Origin of the sequence: Bradyrhizobium sp., from assembly GCF_047605465.1 — a bacterium.
Taxonomy (GTDB): Bacteria; Pseudomonadota; Alphaproteobacteria; order Rhizobiales; family Xanthobacteraceae; genus Bradyrhizobium.
This window is the reverse complement of the sequence record NZ_JASGFS010000015.1, coordinates 72,702-95,464: the sequence shown is the minus strand read 5'-3', so window position 1 is coordinate 95,464 and position 22,763 is coordinate 72,702. Positions and strand designations below refer to the sequence as shown.

23 protein-coding genes are annotated in these 22,763 nt (G+C 66.5%); 6 read left to right on the top strand and 17 right to left on the bottom strand.

Annotation, left to right across the window (positions count from 1 at the left end; genetic code table 11):
* Window positions 1–4 precede the first annotated feature (4 nt).
* Window positions 5–1,102 carry a quinone-dependent dihydroorotate dehydrogenase gene (locus QM712_RS15140; protein WP_415023913.1) on the bottom strand — a complete coding sequence of 366 codons (1,098 nt, stop codon included), beginning with the start codon at window positions 1,100–1,102 and terminating at the stop codon, window positions 5–7.
* Window positions 1,099–1,443, bottom strand: coding sequence for a DUF952 domain-containing protein (locus QM712_RS15135; RefSeq protein WP_415023912.1), 345 nt, complete (start codon window positions 1,441–1,443; stop codon window positions 1,099–1,101). The genes QM712_RS15140 and QM712_RS15135 overlap by 4 nt, the downstream gene beginning before the upstream one ends.
* 305 nt (window positions 1,444–1,748) lie before the next feature.
* On the opposite strand from QM712_RS15135, the gene QM712_RS15130 reads away from it, so the two are divergent.
* A complete protein-coding gene (locus QM712_RS15130; protein WP_415023911.1) occupies window positions 1,749–2,402 on the top strand; it encodes a S24 family peptidase in 654 nt (217 codons plus the stop codon).
* A gap of 49 nt (window positions 2,403–2,451) precedes the next feature.
* On the opposite strand, the gene QM712_RS15125 is transcribed toward QM712_RS15130, so the two are convergent.
* From QM712_RS15125 to QM712_RS15105, 5 genes are all read right to left on the bottom strand, one after another.
* Window positions 2,452–4,095: a lysine--tRNA ligase gene (locus tag QM712_RS15125; RefSeq protein WP_415023910.1), complete on the bottom strand. Its 1,644-nt coding sequence runs from the start codon at window positions 4,093–4,095 to the stop codon at window positions 2,452–2,454.
* 226 nt (window positions 4,096–4,321) lie between these two features.
* Window positions 4,322–5,299: a transporter substrate-binding domain-containing protein gene (locus QM712_RS15120; protein ID WP_415023935.1), complete on the bottom strand. Its 978-nt coding sequence runs from the start codon at window positions 5,297–5,299 to the stop codon at window positions 4,322–4,324.
* A 203-nt stretch (window positions 5,300–5,502) separates the two neighbouring features.
* Window positions 5,503–6,093 (bottom strand): SCO family protein, encoded by a 591-nt coding sequence (locus QM712_RS15115; protein ID WP_415023909.1) that lies wholly within the window; start codon window positions 6,091–6,093, stop codon window positions 5,503–5,505.
* A gap of 25 nt (window positions 6,094–6,118) precedes the next feature.
* Window positions 6,119–6,481, bottom strand: a complete 363-nt coding sequence (locus tag QM712_RS15110) for a hypothetical protein (protein WP_415023908.1) — start codon at window positions 6,479–6,481, stop codon at window positions 6,119–6,121.
* Window positions 6,482–6,628: 147 nt separating this feature from the next.
* Window positions 6,629–7,099, bottom strand: coding sequence for a hypothetical protein (locus QM712_RS15105; RefSeq protein WP_415023907.1), 471 nt, complete (start codon window positions 7,097–7,099; stop codon window positions 6,629–6,631).
* A gap of 261 nt (window positions 7,100–7,360) precedes the next feature.
* On the opposite strand from QM712_RS15105, the gene QM712_RS15100 reads away from it, so the two are divergent.
* The 4 genes from QM712_RS15100 (at window position 7,361) to QM712_RS15085 (ending at window position 10,921) form a co-directional block, all read left to right on the top strand.
* Window positions 7,361–9,019, top strand: a complete 1,659-nt coding sequence (locus QM712_RS15100; RefSeq protein ID WP_415023934.1) for an FAD-binding dehydrogenase — start codon at window positions 7,361–7,363, stop codon at window positions 9,017–9,019.
* A 2-nt stretch (window positions 9,020–9,021) separates the two neighbouring features.
* A complete protein-coding gene (locus tag QM712_RS15095) occupies window positions 9,022–9,939 on the top strand; it encodes an alpha/beta hydrolase family esterase (RefSeq protein WP_415023906.1) in 918 nt (305 codons plus the stop codon).
* 114 nt (window positions 9,940–10,053) lie between these two features.
* Complete coding sequence (locus QM712_RS15090) at window positions 10,054–10,404, top strand: RidA family protein (RefSeq protein WP_415023905.1); 351 nt, start codon at window positions 10,054–10,056, stop codon at window positions 10,402–10,404.
* Between the two features lie 151 nt (window positions 10,405–10,555).
* Window positions 10,556–10,921 carry a nuclear transport factor 2 family protein gene (locus tag QM712_RS15085; protein WP_415023904.1) on the top strand — a complete coding sequence of 122 codons (366 nt, stop codon included), beginning with the start codon at window positions 10,556–10,558 and terminating at the stop codon, window positions 10,919–10,921.
* A gap of 190 nt (window positions 10,922–11,111) precedes the next feature.
* On the opposite strand, the gene QM712_RS15080 is transcribed toward QM712_RS15085, so the two are convergent.
* The 6 genes from QM712_RS15080 to QM712_RS15055 all read right to left on the bottom strand — a co-directional run bounded on the left by QM712_RS15080 (window position 11,112) and on the right by QM712_RS15055 (window position 15,220).
* Entirely contained in the window at window positions 11,112–11,960 is an 849-nt protein-coding gene (locus QM712_RS15080; RefSeq protein WP_415023903.1) for an amidohydrolase family protein, read from the bottom strand.
* Window positions 11,961–11,963: 3 nt separating this feature from the next.
* A complete protein-coding gene (locus QM712_RS15075; protein ID WP_415023902.1) occupies window positions 11,964–12,944 on the bottom strand; it encodes an aldo/keto reductase in 981 nt (326 codons plus the stop codon).
* 150 nt (window positions 12,945–13,094) lie between these two features.
* Complete coding sequence (locus tag QM712_RS15070; protein ID WP_415023933.1) at window positions 13,095–13,559, bottom strand: GNAT family N-acetyltransferase; 465 nt, start codon at window positions 13,557–13,559, stop codon at window positions 13,095–13,097.
* A gap of 15 nt (window positions 13,560–13,574) precedes the next feature.
* Entirely contained in the window at window positions 13,575–14,087 is a 513-nt protein-coding gene (locus QM712_RS15065) for a GNAT family N-acetyltransferase (RefSeq protein WP_415023901.1), read from the bottom strand.
* Window positions 14,087–14,668, bottom strand: coding sequence for a helix-turn-helix domain-containing protein (locus QM712_RS15060; protein ID WP_415023900.1), 582 nt, complete (start codon window positions 14,666–14,668; stop codon window positions 14,087–14,089). The genes QM712_RS15065 and QM712_RS15060 overlap by 1 nt, the downstream gene beginning before the upstream one ends.
* 153 nt (window positions 14,669–14,821) lie before the next feature.
* Entirely contained in the window at window positions 14,822–15,220 is a 399-nt protein-coding gene (locus QM712_RS15055; protein ID WP_415023899.1) for a type VI secretion system-associated protein TagO, read from the bottom strand.
* On the opposite strand from QM712_RS15055, the gene QM712_RS15050 reads away from it, so the two are divergent.
* Complete coding sequence (locus tag QM712_RS15050; RefSeq protein ID WP_415023898.1) at window positions 15,213–16,088, top strand: hypothetical protein; 876 nt, start codon at window positions 15,213–15,215, stop codon at window positions 16,086–16,088. The genes QM712_RS15055 and QM712_RS15050 overlap by 8 nt on opposite strands.
* 124 nt (window positions 16,089–16,212) lie before the next feature.
* Here QM712_RS15050 and QM712_RS15045 read toward each other — a convergent pair whose 3' ends face one another.
* From QM712_RS15045 to QM712_RS15030, 4 genes are all read right to left on the bottom strand, one after another.
* Window positions 16,213–17,277, bottom strand: a complete 1,065-nt coding sequence (locus QM712_RS15045) for a TAXI family TRAP transporter solute-binding subunit (protein WP_415023897.1) — start codon at window positions 17,275–17,277, stop codon at window positions 16,213–16,215.
* Window positions 17,278–17,304: 27 nt separating this feature from the next.
* Window positions 17,305–17,721 carry a DsrE family protein gene (locus tag QM712_RS15040; protein WP_415023932.1) on the bottom strand — a complete coding sequence of 139 codons (417 nt, stop codon included), beginning with the start codon at window positions 17,719–17,721 and terminating at the stop codon, window positions 17,305–17,307.
* Window positions 17,722–18,168: 447 nt separating this feature from the next.
* Window positions 18,169–21,429: a carboxyl transferase domain-containing protein gene (locus QM712_RS15035; RefSeq protein WP_415023896.1), complete on the bottom strand. Its 3,261-nt coding sequence runs from the start codon at window positions 21,427–21,429 to the stop codon at window positions 18,169–18,171.
* 99 nt (window positions 21,430–21,528) lie between these two features.
* Window positions 21,529–22,734: an ABC transporter substrate-binding protein gene (locus QM712_RS15030; protein WP_415023895.1), complete on the bottom strand. Its 1,206-nt coding sequence runs from the start codon at window positions 22,732–22,734 to the stop codon at window positions 21,529–21,531.
* Window positions 22,735–22,763: the final 29 nt, after the last annotated feature.

The following is a 22,763-nucleotide window of genomic DNA, read 5'->3' as shown; positions in this document are numbered from 1 at the left end:
GAAACTACAGCCCCGGCCAGTCTTCCGCGGTGAGCGTCGCGGCGTCGGCGCCGACGATCTCGGAGAGCGAATCCCGTCCCGTGCGCAACAGCGTGGAAGAGAGGTCGCGCTTGATCTCGTCGACGAGGCCGAGGCCCTTGTAGACCAGCGACGAATAGAGCTGGATCAGGCTCGCGCCGGCGCGGATCTTGGTCAGCGCGGCACCGCCGGAATCGACACCACCGACGCCGATCAGCGGGAATGCGCCTTCGACGCGCACATAGGTCTCCGCGACCATGCGCGTCGACAGGCGGAACAGCGGCCGGCCCGACAGGCCGCCCTGCTCCTTCGCGCGCATCTGCTCGCGCAGGGTGCTCGGCCGCGCGATCGTGGTGTTGGACACGATCATGCCGTCGACCCGGCGCGAGCGCGCGACCTGCACGATGTCGTCGAGCTGGGCGAGACTGAGATCGGGCGCGATCTTCAGCAGCACCGGCGTATCGCCGGCCTTCTGGCGCACCCGCTCGCGCGCGTCGATCACCTTGGCGAGGAGCTCGTCGAGCAGCGCGCCTTCCTGCAGATTGCGCAGGCCCGGCGTGTTCGGCGAGGACACGTTGACGGTGAAATAGCTGGCGACCGGCGCAAAGGTCTCGATCAGCTTGACGTAGTCGGCAACGCGGTCCGGCGAATCCTTGTTGGCGCCGACATTGACGCCGACGATGCCGCCATTCTGCGCGCGCGCGGCGAGCCGCCGCAGCGCGGCTTCCGCACCGTCATTGTTGAAGCCCATGCGATTGATCACGGCCTCGTCGCGTTCGAGCCGAAACAGCCGCGGCCGTGGATTGCCCGCCTGCGGCTTCGGCGTCACCGAGCCGATCTCGACGAAGCCGAAGCCGAGCCGCAGCAGCGGGTCCGGCACCTCGGCATTCTTGTCGAAGCCCGCCGCCATGCCGATCGGATTGGGAAAGTTGAGCCCGAAGGCGCGCACCGCGAGCTTGGAATCGTCGGGCCGCGGCTTGCCCGGCGGCAGGAAGCGCAGGCCCTGGATGGCCAGCCGGTGCGCGTCCTCCGGATCGAGCCAGCGCAGCACGGGCAGCGAAAGCGTGTCGAAGGCACGGATCACGGCAGCAGCTCCGGAATGTCGTGACCGCCGTCGGAGCGGACGTTGAGGTTCATCACCGAGATCACCGCGCCGAGATCGAGCTCGCCATAGAGGTGGGGAAACAGGTCCTGGTTGCGCGAGCGCTCCCAGCGCAGGCCAGTGCCGAGCGCGTCGCCGTCAACCTCGACCAGGAACAGCGCGCGCTGCCCGGAGAAATGCTTTCGCAAGGTCTCGGGGACCTGGGCCGCGGTGGAGAAATGGATGAAGCCGTCGCGCGCATCGTCCGCGCTGCCCCGGTAGACGCCCTGCCGTTCCGCCTCGCGCCAGGCCGAGGCCGGACAGATTTTGTAGATCTTGACCACCGTTGACGGAGCCCTGTTTGCTCTTCGAGTCAGCTCTTTGACTCTCTTGGGGTTTTTTCGCCTGGAGACGGCGACGAACCCGCGCGCGACCGTAAAGGCGGCCCCTTCCGAACTCAAGACCTAGAGCCTTTTCCCTCCCGATGAAACCGGAACGGGGCTCCAGGTCCTTGTTTCGACGCGTTTTCTCGGCGCGAACGGATCCCCGCGCCGGCCGAGAACGCTTTTGGCCGCCGCCCCTTGCACGAAAAACGGAAAACCGGTTGATTTGAGGATAGTTTTCCTGAGTTGCGACGGGCTGGACCACCATGGTCAGACAGGCCAAAGCGCAGAGGATGCTGACCCACGACCAGATCTGGGGCGCGCTGGATCGGCTCGCGGCGCGCGCCGGGCTGTCGCCGTCGGGGCTTGCCAAGCGCGCCGGGCTCGACCCCACCACCTTCAACAAGTCCAAGCGCATCACGTCCGACGGCCGCGCGCGCTGGCCCTCGACCGAATCGATCGCGAAGGCGCTCGCGGCCGCGGGCGCCTCGCTCGAGGCCTTCGTGAAACTGACCGGGGACGATACCGGCGATGGGCGCTCGGTGCCGCTGCTCGGCTTCGCGCTGGCGGGCGCGAGCGGCCATTTCGACGAGGCCGGCTTTCCCAGCGGTAAGGGCTGGACGGAAATCGCGCTTCCGGCCGCCGAGGACCAGCACGCCTTCGCGCTGGAGATTTCCGGCGAGGCGCTCGCGCCGGCCTATCGCGACGGCGACGTCATCCTGGTCTCGCCGGGCGCGCCGATCCGGAAAGGCGACCGCGTGGTGGTGAAGACCACGACGGGCGAGGTGACCGTGACGACGCTGGTCCGCCGCACGGCCAAGGTGCTGGAACTGCAGCCGCTCGATACCACGCAATCCGAACGGACCATCGCGGCAAGCGACGTGGCCTGGATCGCGCGGATCGTGTGGGCGAGCCAGTGAACGGCGTTCAGCAGCCGACACACACGCGCTGTCGTCCCGACGGCGCGCCTTACGCGCTCCGCGCCAGGGCGCCGTCGATCATGTTGACGGCGTTCTGGATGCCGTACACCGCGACGAAGGAGCCGAAGCGCGGGCCTTTCTCCTGACCCAGCAGCACCTGGTAGAGCATGTTGAACCAGTCGAGCGTCACGCCCGGACGGCCGTCCTTGCCCTTCTTGACCTCATCGAGGAACGGCTCGCGGCGGCCGATCTCGTAGACCACGTTCTGGATGTCTTCGGCGGAGGCGTCCTGCGGCAGCTGCGACAGCGCATCGCGCAGATCCTGCAGCGCGGCGCGCTCGGTCTCCGAAGGCACGCGGAACTGCTTCGTCGGCGCCACGAAGTCGCGATAATAATTGATGGCGTAGCCGACCATCGCATCCAGCTTGGGATGCGTCTGCGGCGACACGCCGGGACGATAGCGGCCGATGAAGCCCCACAGCGTCTCGGCATTCTCCGCATTCGACGACGACACCAGGGTCAGCAGCAGCTGGAAGGTGACGGGCATGTCGCCCCTGGGCGGATTGCCGTTGTGGATGTGCCAGACCGGATTGCCGAGCTGCTGTTTGCCGTCCTGCTTCGGGAAGCCGTCGGAGAACTGCTGGTAGTCGTCGACGTTGCGCGGGATGACGTCGAAATAGAGCCGCTTGGCCGCCTTCGGCTCGCGATACATGAACAGCGACAGCGATTCCGGCGAAGCGTAGCGCAGCCATTCGTCGATGGTGAGACCGTTGCCCTTCGACTTCGAGATCTTCTGGCCCTTCTCGTCGAGGAAGAGCTCGTAGTTGAAGCCTTCGGGCGGCGTGCCGCCGAGCGCCCTGGCGATCGCACCGGACAGCTTCACGGAGTCGATCAGGTCCTTGCCTGCCATTTCGTAGTCGACGCCGAGCGCGACCCAGCGCATCGCCCAGTCGGCCTTCCACTGGCACTTGACGTTGCCGCCGGTCACCGGCGTCTCGACTTCCTCGCCGCTGTCGGGATCGACATAGGTCACCGTGCCCGCGGCGACGTCGCGACGGATCATCGGCACCTGGAGCACGACGCCGGTGGTCCTGCTGATCGGCAGGAACGGCGAATAGGTCGCGCGGCGATCCGGTCCGAGCGTCGGCAGGATGATCGCCATGATCTTGTCGTAGGCGGCGAGCATCTTCAGCAGCGTCGCGTCGAAACGGCCCGACTTGTAATATTCGGTCGAGCTCGCGAATTCGTAGTCGAAGCCGAAATGATCGAGGAAGGCGCGCAGGCGCGCGTTGTTCGCGGCGCCGAACGATGGATATTCGTTGGAGAACGGATCGGGCACCGCCGTGAGCGGCCGTCCCAGATATTGCGCCAGAAGATCCTTGTTCGGCACGTTGTCCGGCACCTTGCGCAGTCCGTCCATGTCGTCGGAGAACGCCAGGAGGCGCGTCTTGACCTTGTCCTCGGTCAGCACGCGGAAAGCATGGCGCACCATCGAGGTGCGCGCGACCTCGCCGAACGTGCCGATATGCGGCAGGCCGGACGGGCCGTAGCCGGTCTCGAACAACACCTCGTCCTTCGGGCTTTTCTTCAGGCGCGCGACGATGGCCTTCGCCTGCTCGAACGGCCAGGCGTTGGATTGTTCGGCGAGCGCGCGAAGATCGCTCGGGTTGGCGGCGAGATCGATGACAGACATTAAGGGCCTCCGGGCCGCGGAAAATAGCGATTTCCGGGCAGAATGCAAAAGTTGGGGCGACCATCACCACACTTGCTCCCTCGCCCCGTTCTGACGGGGAGAGGGTTGGGGTGAGCGGCTGCTTCCGCGATCACGGTATGAGTTGGACTCGCCGAGAGTCCCCCTCACGCGGAATTTGCTCTCGCAAATTCCGGCCTCTCCCCGCTCGCGGAGAGAGGCGAAGAAACTAGAACGGGCTCACCGAGAAATAGCGCAGCCACAGATCGGTGTAGCGGCCTTTTTCCCAGACGCGGAACAGCGCCCAGTTCAGGGCCTGGCGCAGCACGTCGTTGCCCTTGCGCACGGCGATGCCGACGCCCTCGCCGAAGAAACGGCTCTCGACGAAGGGGCCGCCGGAGAAGGCGCAGCAATCGCCCGAATCCGTGCCGTTGATCCAGAACGCGAGCGAGATGGCGTCGCCGAAGATCAGGTCGACCTCGCCCTTGCGCAGGGCGGCACGCAGGGCATCGTCGTTGGGATAGCCGTGCAGCTCGGCGTCGGTGAACATCGCCTTCAGATAGGCCTCGTGCGCCGAGCCGGCGATCACGCCGACCTTTTTCCCCTCGAGATATTCGGGGCGGATCTCCGGCAGCACCGCGTCCTTGCGCGACGCGAAGCGCGCCGGCACGCGATAATAGGGATCGGTGAAGTCGACGCGCGCGCGTAGCTGCGGACTCACCGCCATCGAGGCGATGATGGCATCGCCCCGGTTGGAGGTGAGCGCATCGACCAGCGTTTCGAAGCGGCGCATCTGCACGGTGCAGGTGATCTTGATCTCCTCGCACAGCGCGCGGGCGAGATCGACGTTGAAGCCGGCCGGATTGCCGTCCGCGCCGGTGTAGTTGAACGGCGGATAGTCTGTCTCGGTCAGGAAGCGGATCACGGTCAGGCGGGACAGGTCCGGCCGCTCCGGGCGACGGCGCGGATCCCAGAAGCCGGGCACGGCCTGCGGCGCTGCCCGTGGGGTGGCTTGAGCGGCGGCTTGAGGGGCGACCTGAGGGACGGCTTGGGCCGGGGCCGGCGCCTGCGGTGCCGCCGGAGGCTGCTTCGCCGGGGCCTGCGCAAGGGCGCCGGACAGACCGGCGAGCAGGCACGCACCGGCCGCCAGCCCGAGCAGGGCGCGGCGCATGGTGAGGGGCAATCTTGCCTGTCGCGATGAGACCATCAGCGGGAAATGAACGAATTTCATTGGGATCGGAGGGCCTTATAGACCATCCCGCCGGGAACGCGAGCGCCGATTATGGCCGCCATGAAGGTGCGCCCCTGCTTGCGGGGGGAGGTATCTCCACATCGGGACACTCACTGGGCGGACAGAGCCCACGCCCGCGCCTCGGGCGCGACCTCTCCCGCAAGCGGGGAAGGTAACCCTCAGAGATACCGCTTCAACTCGGTGGCCGCCTCTTCCGGCGCCCGCTTCAGGTTGAACGGGGAGACGAAACGGCCGTCACGGTCCATCAGATAGATCAACGCGGTGTGGTCCATGGTGTAGTCGCCGTCCTTGGTCGGCACCTTCTTGGCATAGACCCGGTAGGACGTGATCACCTTGGCGGTTTCGGCGGGGTCGCCGCTCAGCCCCTCGAGATGCGGATCGAAGCTCGAGAGGTAGTCCTTCATCGTCGCCGGCGTGTCGCGCTCGGGATCGACCGAGATGAAATAGGCGTTGACCTTGTCGGCATCCGTGCCCATCGCGCGCAGCACTTCCGAGATCTCGAACAGCGAGGTCGGGCAGACGTCGGGGCAGTGGGTGTAGCCGAAGAAGATCAGGGTCGGCTTGCCCTTGAGGCTCTTCTCGGTGACGGTCTTGCCGTTCTGGTCGGTGAGCTGGAACGGGCCGCCGACCGCGGCGGGCTGGGCCACCTTGCTCACCCCGCCCATGGCCCAGAACATGATCAGGAGACCGACGACGAGGCTTGCGGCGAAGGCTGTTGCAATCACCAGCGGGCGGGTGGCGGAGCTCATTGGCGGAGAATTTCCTGTCGCGGGGTCAGAAGCAGGCGGAGAAGCCGGTCCTGATCATTTCGAAGAACACCTGAGTGCCGTAGTGGAACCAGAGTGCGAATGCACCGATCACGACGAGCCCGCCGAAACCAGCACCGGCCAACAGCAGCACGGACGATGTCCGGCCGGCAGTGGACGAATTGTCCTGTAACGGACGCGTTGGGTGCAGTGGTTGGGCCATCACGATGATCAGGGCAGTGAGCGCGGTTCCCTGCCTTCCAAATAGGCGCTGGCGGGCGGCCCGGCAAGCGCAGCGGATGGAGCCGGGATCACGTGGTGATGATGGCGGACCTTCGCCCTCTCCCGCCGGCACGGCAATCTCATTGAGAGTTTTGCCAGAGGTGGTCACGCCCGGGGCTTGTCCCCGCCAGGACGCCGCTGAAACTTCGGTGCGCCTATGACGCGCGCCTCATATGCGATCGCTCTCCCCGCAGGCGGGAGAGGGCGCGCACCGCATTTGCGGCGTTAGACGGCGGGATATCGATGGAGCACGGGCTTACCGCGACGACGGCTTGATCGCCGAGGCCTGGGCGTCGAGGTAGCAGGGCTTGTACATGGCCTGAAGCTGCTTGCCCCTGAGGAAGATCATGTGCGGGGTGAGGCCACCGCGCTGCGCGATCCATCGCTTCACCTGCGACGGATACATCGCGTAGAGCATCTGGGTCGCTTCGGGATTGGTCACGGCGCGGCCGTTGCTGCCGAAGTCCCAGGCAGCGTGGAAGCCGAGCATCGCGTGCGAGGTGACGCAGATGCGGTCGCGCGGGATGGCGCCGAGGACGATGGTGCAGGCCGAGGCGCAGAGACCGTCGATGATGACGGTATCGCCCGATTGACGCAGGTCCTGATACTTGTCGACGTAGGTTCCGATCCGGCCGCCGCGATCATCCGCGATCCGGACCACTGCGTGAGAGGCCCCCATGCCCACGATCAGCAGAACCGCCGCAAGCAACCCCGTCAGAAACTTCATGGTCCCCCGCCCCGGTCGTTTTCGAATCTGCGTGTCAGGTGGTGATGCGCGGCTAGCGTCTGTCGACTCTGCGGTTTTGTCTAGGCGCACCGGCTCGATCAAAACAAATTCAAATCCAGTGTTGCGTCCGCGCTGCACTCGGCCGGTCTCCATCCCGAAGTGGAACAAGTTAATGTTGTCTTACGCGCCACACTCTTGATCTCAGTTGCAACCGCTGGCTTCAATCCGGGCAACTACAGGGGGGAACTCATGACTGGCCTGTTGACTGAAGAAGCTGATGTGATCGTCGTCGGTGCCGGATTGTCCGGACTGGTGGCCGCAACCGAAATCGCGGATGCCGGCAAGCGCGTGGTCGTCGTCGATCAGGAAGGCGAGCAGTCGCTCGGCGGCCAGGCGTTCTGGTCGTTCGGCGGATTGTTTCTGGTCGATTCGCCGGAGCAGCGCCGGCTCGGCATCAAGGATTCCTTCGATCTCGCCATGCAGGACTGGCTCGGCACCGCCGGCTTCGACCGCGACGAGGATTTCTGGCCGCGCAAATGGGCGGAGGCCTATGTGGCATTCGCCGCCGGCGAGAAGCGAGACTGGCTGCGCGCGATGGGACATCGCATCTTTCCCGTGGTCGGCTGGGCCGAGCGCGGCGGCTATGACGCGATGGGCCACGGCAATTCGGTGCCGCGCTTTCACGTCACCTGGGGCACCGGGCCGGGCATCGTCGAGCCGTTCGAGCGCCGTGCGCGCGAAGCCGCCAAAAGCGGCCGGCTGACCTTCAAGTTTCGCCACCGCGTCGACGCGCTGTCCATCACCAACGGGCTTGTCGATGGCGTGAGCGGCGCGATCCTCGCACCGGACAATGTGGAGCGCGGCAGGAGTTCGTCGCGCAACGTCACCGGCGCGTTTGCGCTGAAGGCACAGGCCGTGATCGTTGCCTCCGGCGGCATCGGCGGCAATCACGAGCTGGTGCGGCAGAACTGGCCGAAGCGCCTCGGCGAGCCGCCGAAATTCATGATCTCCGGCGTGCCCGAACATGTCGACGGCCGCATGATCGGCATCACCGAGAAAGCCGGTGCGCGGCTGATCAACCGCGACCGCATGTGGCATTATGTCGAAGGCATCCAGAACTGGTCGCCGATCTGGCCCCGCCACGGCATCCGCATCCTGCCCGGTCCTTCCTCGATGTGGTTCGACGCGACGGGCACGCGGCTTCCGGCGCCGCTGTTTCCGGGCTCCGATACGCTCGGCCAGCTCAAATACATCATGTCGACCGGCTACGATTATTCCTGGTTCATCCTGACCCAGAGCATCATCAAGAAGGAGTTCGCGCTGTCGGGATCGGAGCAGAATCCCGATCTCACCGGAAAGAGCTGGCGCATGACGCTGCGCCGCGCCACCAACAAGGGCGCGCCTGCCCCCGTGGAGGCGTTCAAGAGCCATGGTATCGACTTCATCGTGCGCGACAAGCTCGACGATCTCGTTGCCGCGATGAACAAGCTCGCCGGCAGCGACCTGCTCAAACTGGATTATCTGAAGATGCAGATCGAGGCCCGCGACCGCGAGATCGCCAACGCCTACGTCAAGGACGCGCAGGTGATGAACATTCACAATGCGCGCCGCTATATCGGCGACAAGCTGATCCGCACCGCCTCCCCGCATCGCATCCTCGACCCCGCGCATGGCCCGCTGATCGCGGTCAAACTCAACATCCTCACGCGCAAGACGCTGGGCGGCTTCGAGACCGACCTCGATTCGCGGGTGTTCGGAGAGAGCGGCCAGATCATTCCCGGCCTCTATGCGGCCGGAGAAGCCGCGGGCTTCGGCGGCGGCGGCGTGCACGGCTATCGCTCTCTGGAAGGCACGTTTCTCGGCGGCTGCCTGTTCTCGGGCCGCAACGCAGGCCGCGCGGCGGCAAAGGCGGTGGGCTAGACATGCGGCGGCGAATGCAGATCGGGGCGCTCGTGACCCTCCTCGCGGCAGCTCCGGCCGCGTCCGCCGACACGATCGACGTCAACGGCATGATGCGCTCCTACACCGCGCAACTGCCGCCCAGGAAGCCTGCGCCTCTGGTCGTCGTGCTCCACGGCAAGACCCAGCGGGGCGCCGACATGATCTCCCGGACGGCGTGGCCGCAGGCCGCCAGGCGCGAAGGTTTTGCCGTGGTGTTTCCCGACGGCCTCAACCATGCATGGGCCGATGCGAGGACGAAAGCCGGCCCCGAACTGCGCGGACCGCCCCCGGGCACCGACGATGTCGCGTTCATCTCAAAGCTGGTCGAGAAACTCGTGGCTGACGGCACGGCGGATGCCAAACGCGTCTACGTCACGGGCGTCTCCAATGGCGGCGCCATGACGATGACGCTGGTCTGCGCACGCGCCGATCTGTTTGCGGCCGGCGCAAGCGTGATCATGAATCTCACCGACGAAGCCGCCGTCACGTGCCATCCATCGCGGCCGCTGCCGATGCTGATCATGAACGGCACCGCCGACCCGCTCGTCCCGTACGAGGGCGGACGCGGATCGAGCTATTTTGCCGCAGACGGGTTCTGGTCGACCGCGGACACGGTGGCCTTCTGGCGCAAGCTCAACGGCTGCGACGCGGACGACGCGGCATCGACCGACCTGCCCGACCGGACCTCCGCCGACGAGTCCACCGTCACGCGGATCTCCTCGCGCTGCCCCAGCGGCCACAACGTCTTGCTCTATCGCATCAACGGGGGCGGCCATCGCATGCCCGGACTGTTTCCGGATGCCCGCTTCCCCAAGATCGCGGCGCGCCTGCTCGGGCCGCAGAACGGCGACATCGACGGTGCCGAGACGATCTGGACGTTCTTCAGCCGCTTTCCCTGATCCCGGCGGTCACGCAAGAGCGGTCCGGACAAGCATCTGGGTCGCGGGCGTATGGGGTGGCGGAGCCGGAAGTGCTGCGCTAGACAGTGGCCGCCATTCCATCAGGAGATCCCAATGAGCGTTCAACGTTTTGAAGTCGGCCCGCGCATGAGCCAGGTCGTCGTGCACGGCAACACCGTCTACCTCGCCGGTGTCATCGCCAGCAATGCCGCCGGTGAAAGCGTGACGAAGCAGACCCAGGACATCCTGGCGACGATCGACAGCCACCTCGCCAAGGCCGGCACCGACAAGTCGAAGCTGCTCTCGGCCACGATCTACATCACCGACATGAAGACGTTCGGCGAGATGAACGCGGTGTGGGACGCCTGGGTTTCGCCCGGCAACACCCCGGCGCGCGCCACCGTCGAGGCGAAGCTCGCGGGTCCGCAGTACACGGTCGAGATCATGGTGACCGCGGCAAAGTAATTTCGCGGAAGTCGTACGGAATGAAGCGCGATGGGACCACCATCGCGCTTCATTTTTTTGTGGCCGCATGATCTCCGAGGTAATCGATCGGCGCGCGCGAAGCTTCGATAGTCGGGGACAGCCGAACCCGGCGCCATCGAAGGAGAGCACCATGACCGACCACGTCACCATCGCCCGCCGCTACATCGAGCTCTGGAACGAACGTGCGGCCGGCCGCCGGCGCGAATTGCTGAGCGAGCACTGGACGACGGATGCGAGCTATGTCGATCCCCTCATGAAGGGCGACGGCCGGGACGGCATCGACGCGCTGATCGCCGGCGTGCAGGAGCGTTTCCCCGATTTCAGGTTCAAGCTGATCGGCGAGCCCAACGGTCATGGCGACAACGTGCGCTTCTCCTGGGGGCTCGGTCCCGACGGTGTCGACAGTCCGATCAAGGGGACGGATTTCGCCCTCCTCAAGGACGGCCGCATCAAGAGCATCACGGGATTCCTGGATCAGGTGCCTGCGGGCGCGTGAGGAGGACTGCCGGTTGCTGCGCCCTCTCCCCTTGCGGGAGAGGGCATCTCCGCTCGCAGACGCGACTCATAGGGTGAGGGGTCTATCTCCCAAGCATTGATCTCTGCAGTTGCGCTCGCCGAAGCAACCCCTCATCCGGCGCGTCGCGCCACTTCTCTTGCAAGGGGAGAAGGAAGGAGAAAGCTGCATCTCAAGCAGCCACCAACCGATACGCAGCTTGCGCATTCGCCCCGAACGCCTTCTGCCGCACGGTTGGGCCAAGCTGCGCCAGGCACGCGTCCAGCGCGCCCTTGATCTCGCCGTAGCTCCCGGCCAGCAGGCACACCGGCCAGTCCGAGCCAAAAATCAGGCGATCTTCGCCGAAGCAGTTCGCGACGTGCTGGACGAACGGAAACAGCCGCTCCGCGTCCCAATCGCTCCATGTCGCCTCCGTCGCGAGACCCGAAACCTTGCACCAGACATTGCCGTGGGCCGCAAGCGCCGCGATGCGGTCGAACCATTCGGCGCTGCCGCCATCGGCGATCGGCGGTTTTGCCGCGTGGTCGAGCACGAAGCGGCCTTCCGGAAAGGCTTTTGCGGTCGCGATCGCGGCAGGCAATTCGCGGGTGCGGACAAGAAGGTCGTAGGTGAGACCACGGTCGAACACCGTTGCAAGCCCGCGCTTGACGTCCGCGCGCAGCAGCCAGTCCGGATCGGCCTCGTCATGGACCTGATGGCGAAGGCCGACAAGCTTGCCGCCGCCCGGCAACGCGCGCAGCCGGTCGAGCGTATTGCCGAGCGCATCGTCGATCAGGTCGGCCCAGCCGACCACGCCGATCACGGAGGGCGTCACGCTTGCGACGCGCAGGAACTCCTCGGTCTCCTCGATCGCCGAGCGGCATTGCACCACGATGCTCGCGTCGATGCCGTTCTCCTTCAAAAGCGGCGCAAGATCGGCGGGGCCGAATGCACGCCGGATCGGCGCGAGTTCGGGGGCATTCATCCAGGGATAGTCGGCGCGCGCCGGATCCCAGAAATGCTGATGGCCGTCGATGATCATGGCTTACACTCCGCCCGGCAGCGGCGCCCGCGCGTCGACAAGCCCTCGGGCGCGCAGCTCCTGCCAGAAGGCCGGCGGCACCGCCTGCTCGGACATCGCGATGTTGTCGGCGATCTCGGCGGCATTGCGCGCGCCCATCACGGCGACCGTCACGACCGGATGGGCCATGCAGAACTGCAGCGCGGCGGCCTTCAGCTCCGTTCCGTGCCTGCGGCAGAGCCCGTCGAGCTCGTGCGCCCGCGCGATCAGCGCCGCATCGGCGTCCTGATAGTCGAACTTCGCACCCGCGTGCGGATTGGCGAGGATACCGCTGTTGTAGAGGCCACCGAGCAGGATGCCGATGTTGTTCGCCGCGCAAACCGGAAACAGCGCGTCGAGCGCGCCCTGGTCGAGCAGCGTGTAGCGGCCGGCAAGCAGGAAGCAATCGACCGGAACGGCCTCGGCGAAGCGGACCGGCATCTCCGACTGGTTCATGCCGGCGCCGATCGCCTTCACCGTGCCGTCGGCGCGCAGGCGCTGCAGCGCGCGGAAAGCGCCGGCAACGGCGTCGTCATAATGATCGTCCGGATCGTGCACGAGCAGGACGTCGACGCGGTCGAGCCCGAGGCGCACGAGGCTCTCCTCCACCGAACGCATCACGCCGTCATGGCTGAAATCGAACACCGGCCGCTCGCGCTGCCCGCTCTTGTAGTGGTCGTCCTCGGCGGCCATGCCTTCAGGGGCGCGAAGGAGACGGCCGACCTTGGTGGAGATAACGTAGGAGTCGCGCGGCTGCTGCCGCAGGAAAGCGCCGAGCCGCCGCTCGGCCAGACCGAAGCCGTAGAGCGGCGCGGTATCGAAGAAGCGAACACCGAGCGACCAGGCGCGTTCGATGGTCGCTTCGGCATCGGCATCACTGACCGGTGCAAACAATCCGCCGAGAGGTGCCGTCCCGAGGCCGATCGCCGTGACGTCGAGCCCATTCGCGAGCCGCGCGCGTTTCATTCCCTTGATCCCTGTTCGCGTCATTCCCGGCGCGACCATAACCCGTCATGCCCGGGCTTGTCCCGGGCATCAACGTTGTTCGTGCCGAAGATGAAAGTTCGTGGATGGCCGGGACAAGCCCGGCCATGACGGCTGGGAAAGGCCGGTCGCTCAGCGACCGCTGAGCTCGAGCGTCAGGAACAGGCTGTTGGGATCTTCGACATAGCCTTCGAACGGGGCGCAATCGACGAAGCCGTGCGCGCGGTAGAGCGCGCATGCGGGCTTGAAATAGTCCGACGATCCGGTCTCGAGGCTGAGGCGTGCCAAGCCCCGCGCGCGGGCGGCTGCGACGATATGGCCGAGCATCTGGCCGGCAAAACCGCGCCGGCGCGCCGTCTGCACCGTGTGCATCGACTTCACCTCGCCGTGGCCGGCCGAAAGCATCTTCAGCGCGCCGGTGGCGACCAGCGCCTCGCCGTCCCAGCCGGTCCAGAACGCGATCTCGGGGGCGCGAAGCCCGGAGAGATCGAGCGCGTGCGCGCTGCCGGGTGCGGTCTGTGCCCGCGCGGTCGTGACGTGATGGTCGAGCAGCGCGATCACGCGCGGATCATAGGTGTCGCCAGGGCGGATCTGCATGGTCATGGCTTCACCTCAGGGCCTGACCCGGCTGTCGAGCCGCTTCTGCATGAGAACAAGATCGAGCCAGCGGCCGAACTTGCAGCCGACTTCCGGCATGCGGCCGACCTCGGCAAAGCCGAGCGAGGCGTGCAGCGCGATCGATGCGGTGTTGGCGGCCTCGATCGCGGCGATCATGACGTGCTTGTCGAGCGTGGACGCGCGCGCGATCAGCGCCGCGACGAGGTTGCGGCCGACGCCGGACCTGTGGTGCCGCTCGTCGACATAGACCGAATTCTCGACGGTGTGGCGGTAACCGGGCCAGGGACGGAAATCGCCGAACGAGGCGAAGCCGGCGACATCCGCCCCCTTCACCGCGACCAGAACGGGATATCCGGCCTGCTGCCGGGCCAGAATCCAGTCGCGGCGCGAGCCGAGGTCGGCGGGGCTGTCGGTCCACACCGCCGTGGTGTTGAGCGCCGCGTGGTTGTAGATGGCGAGGATGGCGGAGGCATCCTCCAGCGTCGCATCGCGCACGATCAGTGACATCACATTTTCCCGTAAGACGTGCCGCGCCGCACGATGATGATGTAGCGCGCATCAAGTTTGGTTTCGTTCTCGAAGATCACCGAACGCATGACGTCGAAGTCGAGGCAGTCGCCTTCGCGCAGGCGCACCGTCTTGGCATCGATATGCACGGCGACCGCGCCCTCGAGCATCAGCAGTTGCTGCGTGAAGGCGTTGCGGCCCCAGGGGCTGTACGGCACCCGCGCCCCGGCCGGCAGGTCGACGACGATGATCTCGATGCCGCTCGCCGCATCGGTCGGCGAGGCATGGCGGCGGCGGTAGCCGCTTTCTGGATCGCGCCAATGCGGCTGGTCGGCAAGCCGAACCAGACGCTCGGGCGGCTTCTCGGTCAGCGCGACGACATCGCTCAGCGACACGTCGAGCGCCGCGCAGAGCTTGCCGAGCAGCGCGGCCGTCGCACTGCTCTGCGCCCGCTCCACCCGCCCGATCATGGCCCGGCTCACGCCGGAGCGCGCAGCAAGTTCATTCAGCGTCATGCCGGCATGCGTCCTCAGGGTCTTCAGGCGGCGACCGATCGCGCGGTCGAGTTTCTGCTGGTCCATGGCCTTCATCCGAACCTCGTCCGGCAACCGGCCGCACCTGCTGGAAGAGCTTAGCGGGGGACGCGGCACGTGCCGGGAATGAGGGGCTAATATATTAGAAATTTGGGCCAGACGAGCACGACGCAGGCACTTCTCCCGGGACGATCGACGGCGTCACCGTCCCCGCGATTCCAGCGTCGTGTTCGGCCAGCGGCAGGCATTTGCCAGCTTGGCACGGACGGCCTCGATGCCGGCGAAGTCGAAGATCGAGGTGACGTTCCGCCCCGCGCCGTCGGTCACGGAGATCGATCTCCTGCCGCCGTCGAGCGCGCGCACCAGATCGACGGGATCCTCGGACATCGCGGCGGTATGACCATCTGCCGCCAATCGCCACCGCATCGGCCGCGTGGTCGACTGATCGGGCGAGATCATGACCTCGACGTCGCCGCCGCGCAGGGCACGCCAGATGCCGTTGACGCCGAGCGACAGCTCGGTTCGCTGGTTCCGGCAGCGCAGCACCAGCATCTCGGGCGCATCGGCCGCGACCGGTGGAAGCGCATGCAGCTTGGCCACGAAAAGTGGAGAGAAATCCCTCGGAGACGAAGTCTCGCTGACGAGCCAACCGGTGCCGGCGGACAGGGCCGCGGTCGCATCGTCCCGATTGCGCTGCTGTGTCACCACTGGCGGTGGTTTGGTCGCTGGTGGTGGCGATGGAGACACCGATGGCCGCGGCGGTGCCGGCGAGGCCAGTGCCGGCGGCGGTGACGGCAACACCGGCTGCAACGACGGTGCTGGCGAAGCCAGCGACGGCGGCGGCGACGGCAACACCGCCGGTGGCGACGGTGCGGGCGACGCCAGTAACGGCGGCGGGGACGGCAACACCGGCGACGACGACGGTGCAGGCGATGCCAGCGACGGCGGCGGGGACGGCAACACCGGCTGCGACGACGGTGCGGGCGAGGCCAGCGACGGCGGCGGAGACGGCAACACCGGCTGCGACGACGGTGCGGGTGATGCCAGCAACGGCGGCGGCGACGGCAATACCGGCGATGACGACGGCGCGGGCGAGGCCAGCGACGGCGGCGGTGACCGCGGCGCCGGAGATGACGACGGTGCGGGCGACGCCAGCGATGGCGGCGGGGACGGCAGCACCGGCGATGACGACGGCGCGGGCGATGCCAGCGATGGAGGCGGGGACGGCAACACCGGCGGCGGCGCGGGCGACGCGACCGACGGCGATGCCGGAGGCGGTGATGAGGGCGACGCCTGCGACGGCGGCGGGGACGGCAGCACCGGCGGACGGGGCCGCGTCTTGGCGGGTGTATCACCCGGCAGTTTGGCCTCGTCTCTGCTGGCGAAGAGGTTGTCGAGGCACTCCTTCTCGGTGGTGTGCACCCTCAACCTGCATGCGAGACGGGTCGAGGTGTCGCTGTCGGCCTGATCGCAGGTGACTTCAGCCGTGCGCGCCTGGGACAGGCATTCGTCCAGGCCCTTGAGCGTACTGGAAGCGGATTGACCGTGCGCTTCCGCGATCCCGAGGCTGGCGAGCAGGATGGCGGCAAGCCTCATGGACGCTGCGCCCGGTTGGCCGTCTTGGGATCCTGCCAGGCCTCGGCCGCCTTCAGGCGCTGCAGTCCGGGCACGCTGGCGGTCGGGTTGGCCTCCTTCCATTTCGGATCGAAGCCGGTCGAGCGCAACTCGTCGAGCTTGCCGAACAGCTCGTTCACGAAGGCCGTGACGCGGTCATAGCGCGGCATGCCGGGACTCCAATTGTAGGCGACGAGGACGGTCGGCACCGCGATCGTCTCGATGGTTTGCCCCGCCGGGACCAGCGCGGGATAGTCGGCCGATGTGAGCGTGGCCGGCACGTAATAATCCGCAAGGCCGGGACCAAACGGCACCGGCAGGAACTTGAAGCCTTCGTCCCATTTGCGCTTGACGAATGCGTCCACCGGCTTCGACGTGACGAAGACGACGGCCGCCATCTCGCCCTTTCGCATCTGCTCCAGCGCGACCGGATGCGGCACGAACGTCTTGTCCACCTCGATGCCGAGGCGGCTGAAGATCAGCGGCCCCGAATAGGCGGCCGCGGTGCCCTGCGTGTTGAAATTCACCTTCTTGCCCGCGAGGTCCGCGAGCGACTTGATCTCGGGGCGCACGAAGACGTGCAGCTCGGACGGGAACAGGTTCATCACATGGACGATGCGGCTTCCGATCTCCGGGACCTGCGCACGGTACTCGTCGAGCGAGTCGCTGTTGATGATCGCGATGTCGATGCCCTTGAGATAGAGCAGGTCGTTGACGTTCTCGGTCGGGCCGCGCGTCACGATCGGGAGCACGTGCACCTTTCCGCCGTCGTTGACGACGCGCGCGAGTTCGGTGGCGAAGCGGAGCGGCGCACCCTCCAAGAGCCCGGCGGCAAGGCCGACCGTGCCCGCATTGACGCGATCCCTCACGTCCTCCTCGGCGCCGCGCAACTGGCCGGCCCGCGCGGCGCGGCCGCTGCGCGTGGTCGCCGACGTCGCCGGCTCGGCATATCGTTTCTGATCGCCGGATTTGCCGGCATTTTGCGCGGAAGCGGGCAGCGCGAGCAGCGACAGAGCCAGCATGAACAGCAGCAATTTGCGCATCGTGGCGGCCTCCCGTCGGTTGCCTGTCTACGGCCGGACGTAGCTCCAGCCCTTCTCCTGCAACTCCATCATGTGCACGACTCCCGAGGGAACCATGGAGGCCTCGGGCACCATTTCGAGCGACTTGCCTTCCTTCTTCTCCATCGCTTCCCTGGTGACCCCGCACGCGGCGAAGCGGATCTTGTTGGGGAATGCGAGGTCCGACATGGCGTGAATGCGGTCAGCGACGGGGGTCGTATCCTTGCGCAGCATGTTCAGGCCTGGACCGAAGGCGACGATCTCGACGTCCGCCTCCTCACCCTTCTTGCGGTAATAATCGAGCACGTTGGTGGCGTTGTTGAGCGCGAGATTCATCACGGCCGGGTCGTTCTGGTTGACCTGGATCATCAGCCGATGCGTTGCCGGCTTGGCCGGTCGCACCGCCGCCTGCTTCCTCGGGATCATGGCGTGTGCCGACATCGCGGACGGCTGCTGTTGCTGCGGCTGGAGGAAGCCCGCCGCCCTTGCCGCCGGACTCAACACGACTGCAGCCAGCAGGATCGCGGCGATCTGGATTCGGACATCGGGCATGGAACTGGCTCCCGTCTGACTTTGCGTCCTGCATGCGGTGCAGCACGCTTGATTGCGATCCAGGCCTTGAGCTGACCTATTGATGTTGCGCGTGGATTTGCGTGGGCAAGAGGTTCTTAACCATGAACATGAACTCGGTGCCTGTCCCTCGACAGCCTGCAGTTCAGACTAAGCCCTATGGACTAATCGCAGCGAGCATCGGCTCAACGTATCGTTGCGTGGCGATCGTTCGCTTGAGCCGGATTTCAAACCGGCGCGCACGACGCCGTCAGCGCTTCCGTCGCAGCGCACGGAAGCCAATGCGATACGGGGATGAAGCCGTCAGGCGAGGCCGCCGGCTGGGACCGCGTTCAGCCCGTGCATGATCCAGGATCGCGTTGCGGCCGGATCGATCACCGCGTCGATCTCCATGGCCGCCGCCATGTTCACGGCCTTTCCGACATCGTAGAGATGGCCGGTCTTGCTCTCGAAGAATCGCTGCCGTTCCTCCGGATCGGAGATCGCTTCCATCTCCCGCCGGTATCCGAGACGAACCGCGCCCTCGATGCCCATGCCGCCGAATTCACCGGTCGGCCACGCGACGGTGAAGACCGGCGAATGGAAGCCGCCCGCGGCCATGGACTGTGCGCCGAGGCCGTATCCCTTGCGCAGCACCACGGTGAAGACCGGGACCTTCAGCGCAGCCGCGGTCAGGAACATCGCCGAGGAACGGCGCACCTGTCCGGCCTTCTCGGCGTCCGGTCCCACCATGAAGCCGGGCGTATCGCAGAGGTTGAGTATCGGCAGGCCGAACGCATCGCACAGCCGCATCATCTGGACCGACTTTTCGGCCGCCGTCGCATCGATCGCGCCGCCGAGGTGATAGGAATTGTTGGCGATGAGGCCCATCGGCCGGCCCTCGATCCGGATCAGTGCCGTCACCATGCCCGGCCCGAATCCACGGCGCAGTTCGAGCACGGAACCCTCGTCGGCCAGCAGGGCGATCGCCTCGCGGATGTCGTAGCTGCGGCGGCGATTCTCCGGAATGATCCAGCGGAGCTCGCGCTGGTCGGCACAGTCCCACGACGCGACCGGTCCCTGGAAGTAGGACAGATATCTCTTGGTCGCCTCGACCGCTTCCTCCTCGTCCTCGACGACGATGTCGACGACGCCGTTGGCACTCTGGACGTCGACGGGACCGATATCCTCCGGCTTGAAGCGGCCGAGCCCGCCGCCTTCGATCATGGCGGGGCCGCCCATGCCAAGGTTTGAATCCCGCGTCGCGATGATGACGTCGCAGCATCCCACCAGGGCGGCATTGCCGGCGAAGCACCGGCCCGCGACCACGGCGACCAGCGGCACCTTCCCGCTGAGCTTGGCAAAGCGCGAGAAACTGGGCGTATCCAGACCATGGATGGAGAGGCCGTCCGTCTCGCCGGGACGGCCGCCGCCGCCCTCGCCGAACACGACGATCGGCAGCTTCAGGCGCTCGGCGAGCTCGAGCAGGCGGTCCTTCTTCTTGTGGTTCATCCAGCCCTGGGTGCCGGCGAACACGGTGAAGTCGTAGGCCATCACCATGCAGCGCGCCCGGTCGGCCGGGAACATCGCGCCGTTGATCGCGCCGATGCCGGCCACGAGGCCGTCTGCGGGGCTGATCGCGATCAGCTCCTCGACGTTCCGCCGCTGCCGCTGCGCGGCCAGATTGAGCGCGCCATATTCCGCGAAGCTGCCGGCATCGCAGAGATCGGCGATGTTCTCCCTGGCGGTCCGCTGTCCCCGCGCGCGCCGCCGCTCGACGGCATCGGGCCGGGCCTCGTCGAGCCCGATCCTGTGACGCTCCATCACCGCCTGGAGATCGGGGCGGATCGCGTCGAGATCGCGTGGCGCCTCCGCCGCGGCGAGATCCGAACCGCCGGCCGAGTCTTCCTCGATGAAGATGATGGGGGCGCCTTCCGTCAGGGTATCGCCCAGCTTGGCGGCGACCGCGCGAACCGTGCCGGCCCGCAACGCCGTCACCACATGCTCCATCTTCATGGCTTCGAGTACGGCGATGACCTGCCCGGCAGGAATCGTGTCTCCGGGATTGACGTTGAGCGAGGCGACCGTGCCGAGCAGCGGAGCCGCGATCGCGACGGTGTTCGGCGGCATGTCGACGCCGGCTTCGTTGCCGCGCCCGGCCGGCGGATCGTCAGCCGGCGCGAGGTCCGCCTCCAGCGCCTTTGCAGTTGCCAGGATATCGCCGATCCGCGTCTCGACGAACGTGGTGTCGACGTTCCACGATGCGATCTCGGGCAGCGACAGCAATGCCCGCAGCAGCGCGATGTTGGTCTTGACGCCCTCGACACGGAATTCGCCCGCGGCACGCTCCGTTCGCCTCAAGCTCGCGGCGAACGCTTCCCCGCGCGACCGGACGATCAGTTTGGCCAGAAGCGAATCGAAATTGGGATTGGTGCGGTAGCCCGTATAGCCATAGGTGTCGACGCGCACGCCGGGGCCGGTCGCCGGCTCGAACCGGGTCAGAGTTCCTCCCTCCGGACGCGCCTCGCCCCGCGCGTTCATGCTTTCGAGGTTGATGCGGAGCTGGATCGCAAATCCATCCGGCTCCGGCAGCGATTCGCCAAGGCCGAGCTGCGCCAGGCGCTTGCCCTGCGCGATCCCGATCTGCAGGGCGACCAGATCGAGCCCGGTGATTTCCTCGGTGATGGTGTGTTCGACCTGGATGCGGGGATTTGCTTCCATGAAGAAGAAGCGGGATGCGCCACTCGCCGGATCGGTCTCGACCAGGAATTCGAAGGTGCCGAGACCGCGATAGGGGAAATGGTTCGCCATCGTCACGGCGGCGTCGAGGATGCTCCCGCGCAGCGCGCGGTCCAGGGCGGGCGCCGGCGCGATCTCGATGATCTTCTGATGCCGCCGCTGCAGGGTGCAATCGCGTTCGTAGGCATGGACGACGCTGTGTCCGTCGCCGATGATCTGCACCTCGATGTGCCGCGCGCCACGGATCAGGCGCTCGATGTAGAGCTCTCCGGAGCCGAACGCGATCTCCGCCTCGGAGCGGCAGCGCTGATAGGCTTCGTCCACCTCACCGCTTGCGCTGACGACGCGCATGCCGCGGCCGCCGCCGCCTGCGACCGCCTTGATCATCGACGGACCGTGCTCGTCCACGAAGGCTTTGGCCTGTTCGAGACTGACCGGGCCGGACGAACCGGCCACCAGGGGAATGCCGAGCTTGCGCGCCAGATTGCGTGCGCGCGACTTGTCGCCCAGTTCGAGCAGCGTCTGAGGCGTCGGCCCGACGAAGGTCAGTCCATGATCGGAGCAGTCCTGCGCGAAGGCCGCGTTCTCGCTGAGGAATCCGTAGCCCGGATGGATCGCCGTGCTTCCCGTCTCCTTCGCGGCGCGCAGAATCGCCTGCCTGTCCAGGTAACCCGCCGCGGCGCGGCCGGGCAGCGCATAGGCCTCATCGGTCGCGCGCGTGTGCGCGGACGCGGCGTCATCGGAGCTGAAGACGCTGATCGTGCGAATGCCGAGATCGGCTGCGGCGCGAGCGATCCGGACGGCGATCTCGCCACGGTTCGCGATGAGGAGGGAAGAGAAGCTCATGGGGTTCCGATCGCGTCGGGCCGCGTTCCGCCGCGGACCTCTCACAGTTGAGACCGGCACCCCGAAGACCGGGGTGCCGGCGGATGGACGATTACGGGATCACTTTGCGCCGGCGACGAGCGGACATCCACCCTCCGACAGCGGCTCGAATGCGGCACCGTCCTTCAGCGTATCAACCCGCGTCAGCAGATCCCAGTCCGACTTGGACGCGTCCGGCTTCTTGACCTGGAACAGGTGCATGTTGCGCATCGCACGTCCATCCTCGCGAACGCGAACGTTCTCGCTGAAGAAATCGTTGACGGGGATTTCCCGGATCTTGGCGGCGACCGCAGCCGAGTCCGTAGTGCCCGCCGCCTTCACCGCCGTCAGATAATGCTTCACGGCACTGTAGACCCCGGCCTGCATGCCGTTCGGCATGGCCTTGCGCTTCTCGTAGAAGCGCTTGGCGAACGAGCGCGTATCGTCGTTCATGTCCCAATAGAAGGTCTCGGCCAGATACAGCCCCTGCGCCACCTTCAGTCCGATGGCATGGATGTCGTTGACGAACATGATCATCGCCGAGAGGCTCTGGCCCTGCTGGACGACGTTGAACTCGGAGGCCTGCCGGACGAAGTTCACGAGGTCATTCCCGGCCAGGGCCAGGGTGATGTTCTTCGCTTTCGAGGTCTGCGCCTGCAGGATGAAGGAGGAGAAGTCGGCGCTGTTCAGCGGTGCGCGCACGGTGCCCAGCACCTTGCCGCCGGCCTCTTCAGCGAAGCGCGCGCCGTCGCGGGCGAGCGCCGCGCCGAACGCATAATCCGCGGCCACGAAGAACAGGGTGTCACCACCGGCGCGGACCGACGCCGAGGCGACGGTCTTGGACAGGGAGTAGGTGTTGTAGACCCAGTGGAAGCCGGTCGGCGAGCAGGCCTTGCCGGTGAGGTCGTTCACGCCGGCGCTGGTGACGATGTCGATCTTCTTGGCCTCGCGGGTGAGGTTGCGAACCGCGAGCGCGACCGACGAATTGCCGATGCCGGTGATCAGGTCGATGTTGTCGACATCGATCCAGCGCCGCGCCACGCCGGAGCCGACGTCCGCCTTGTTCTGGTGATCGGCGCTCAGCAGCTCGATCTTGCGGCCGAGCACCGTCGGCCCGAAGTCCGCGATCGCGAGTTCGGCCGCGGCGACCGAGCCGGGACCCGTGATATCGGCATATACGCCCGACATGTCCTCGAGCACGCCGATCTTGACCGGCTTCGCGTCCTGAGCAGCAGCGCAGGTGATGCCGAGAAGGCCGGCAAGGCATAGCGATATCATCGTCTTCATTGTTGTCATGGTTTCCCCCGGGATGTTGT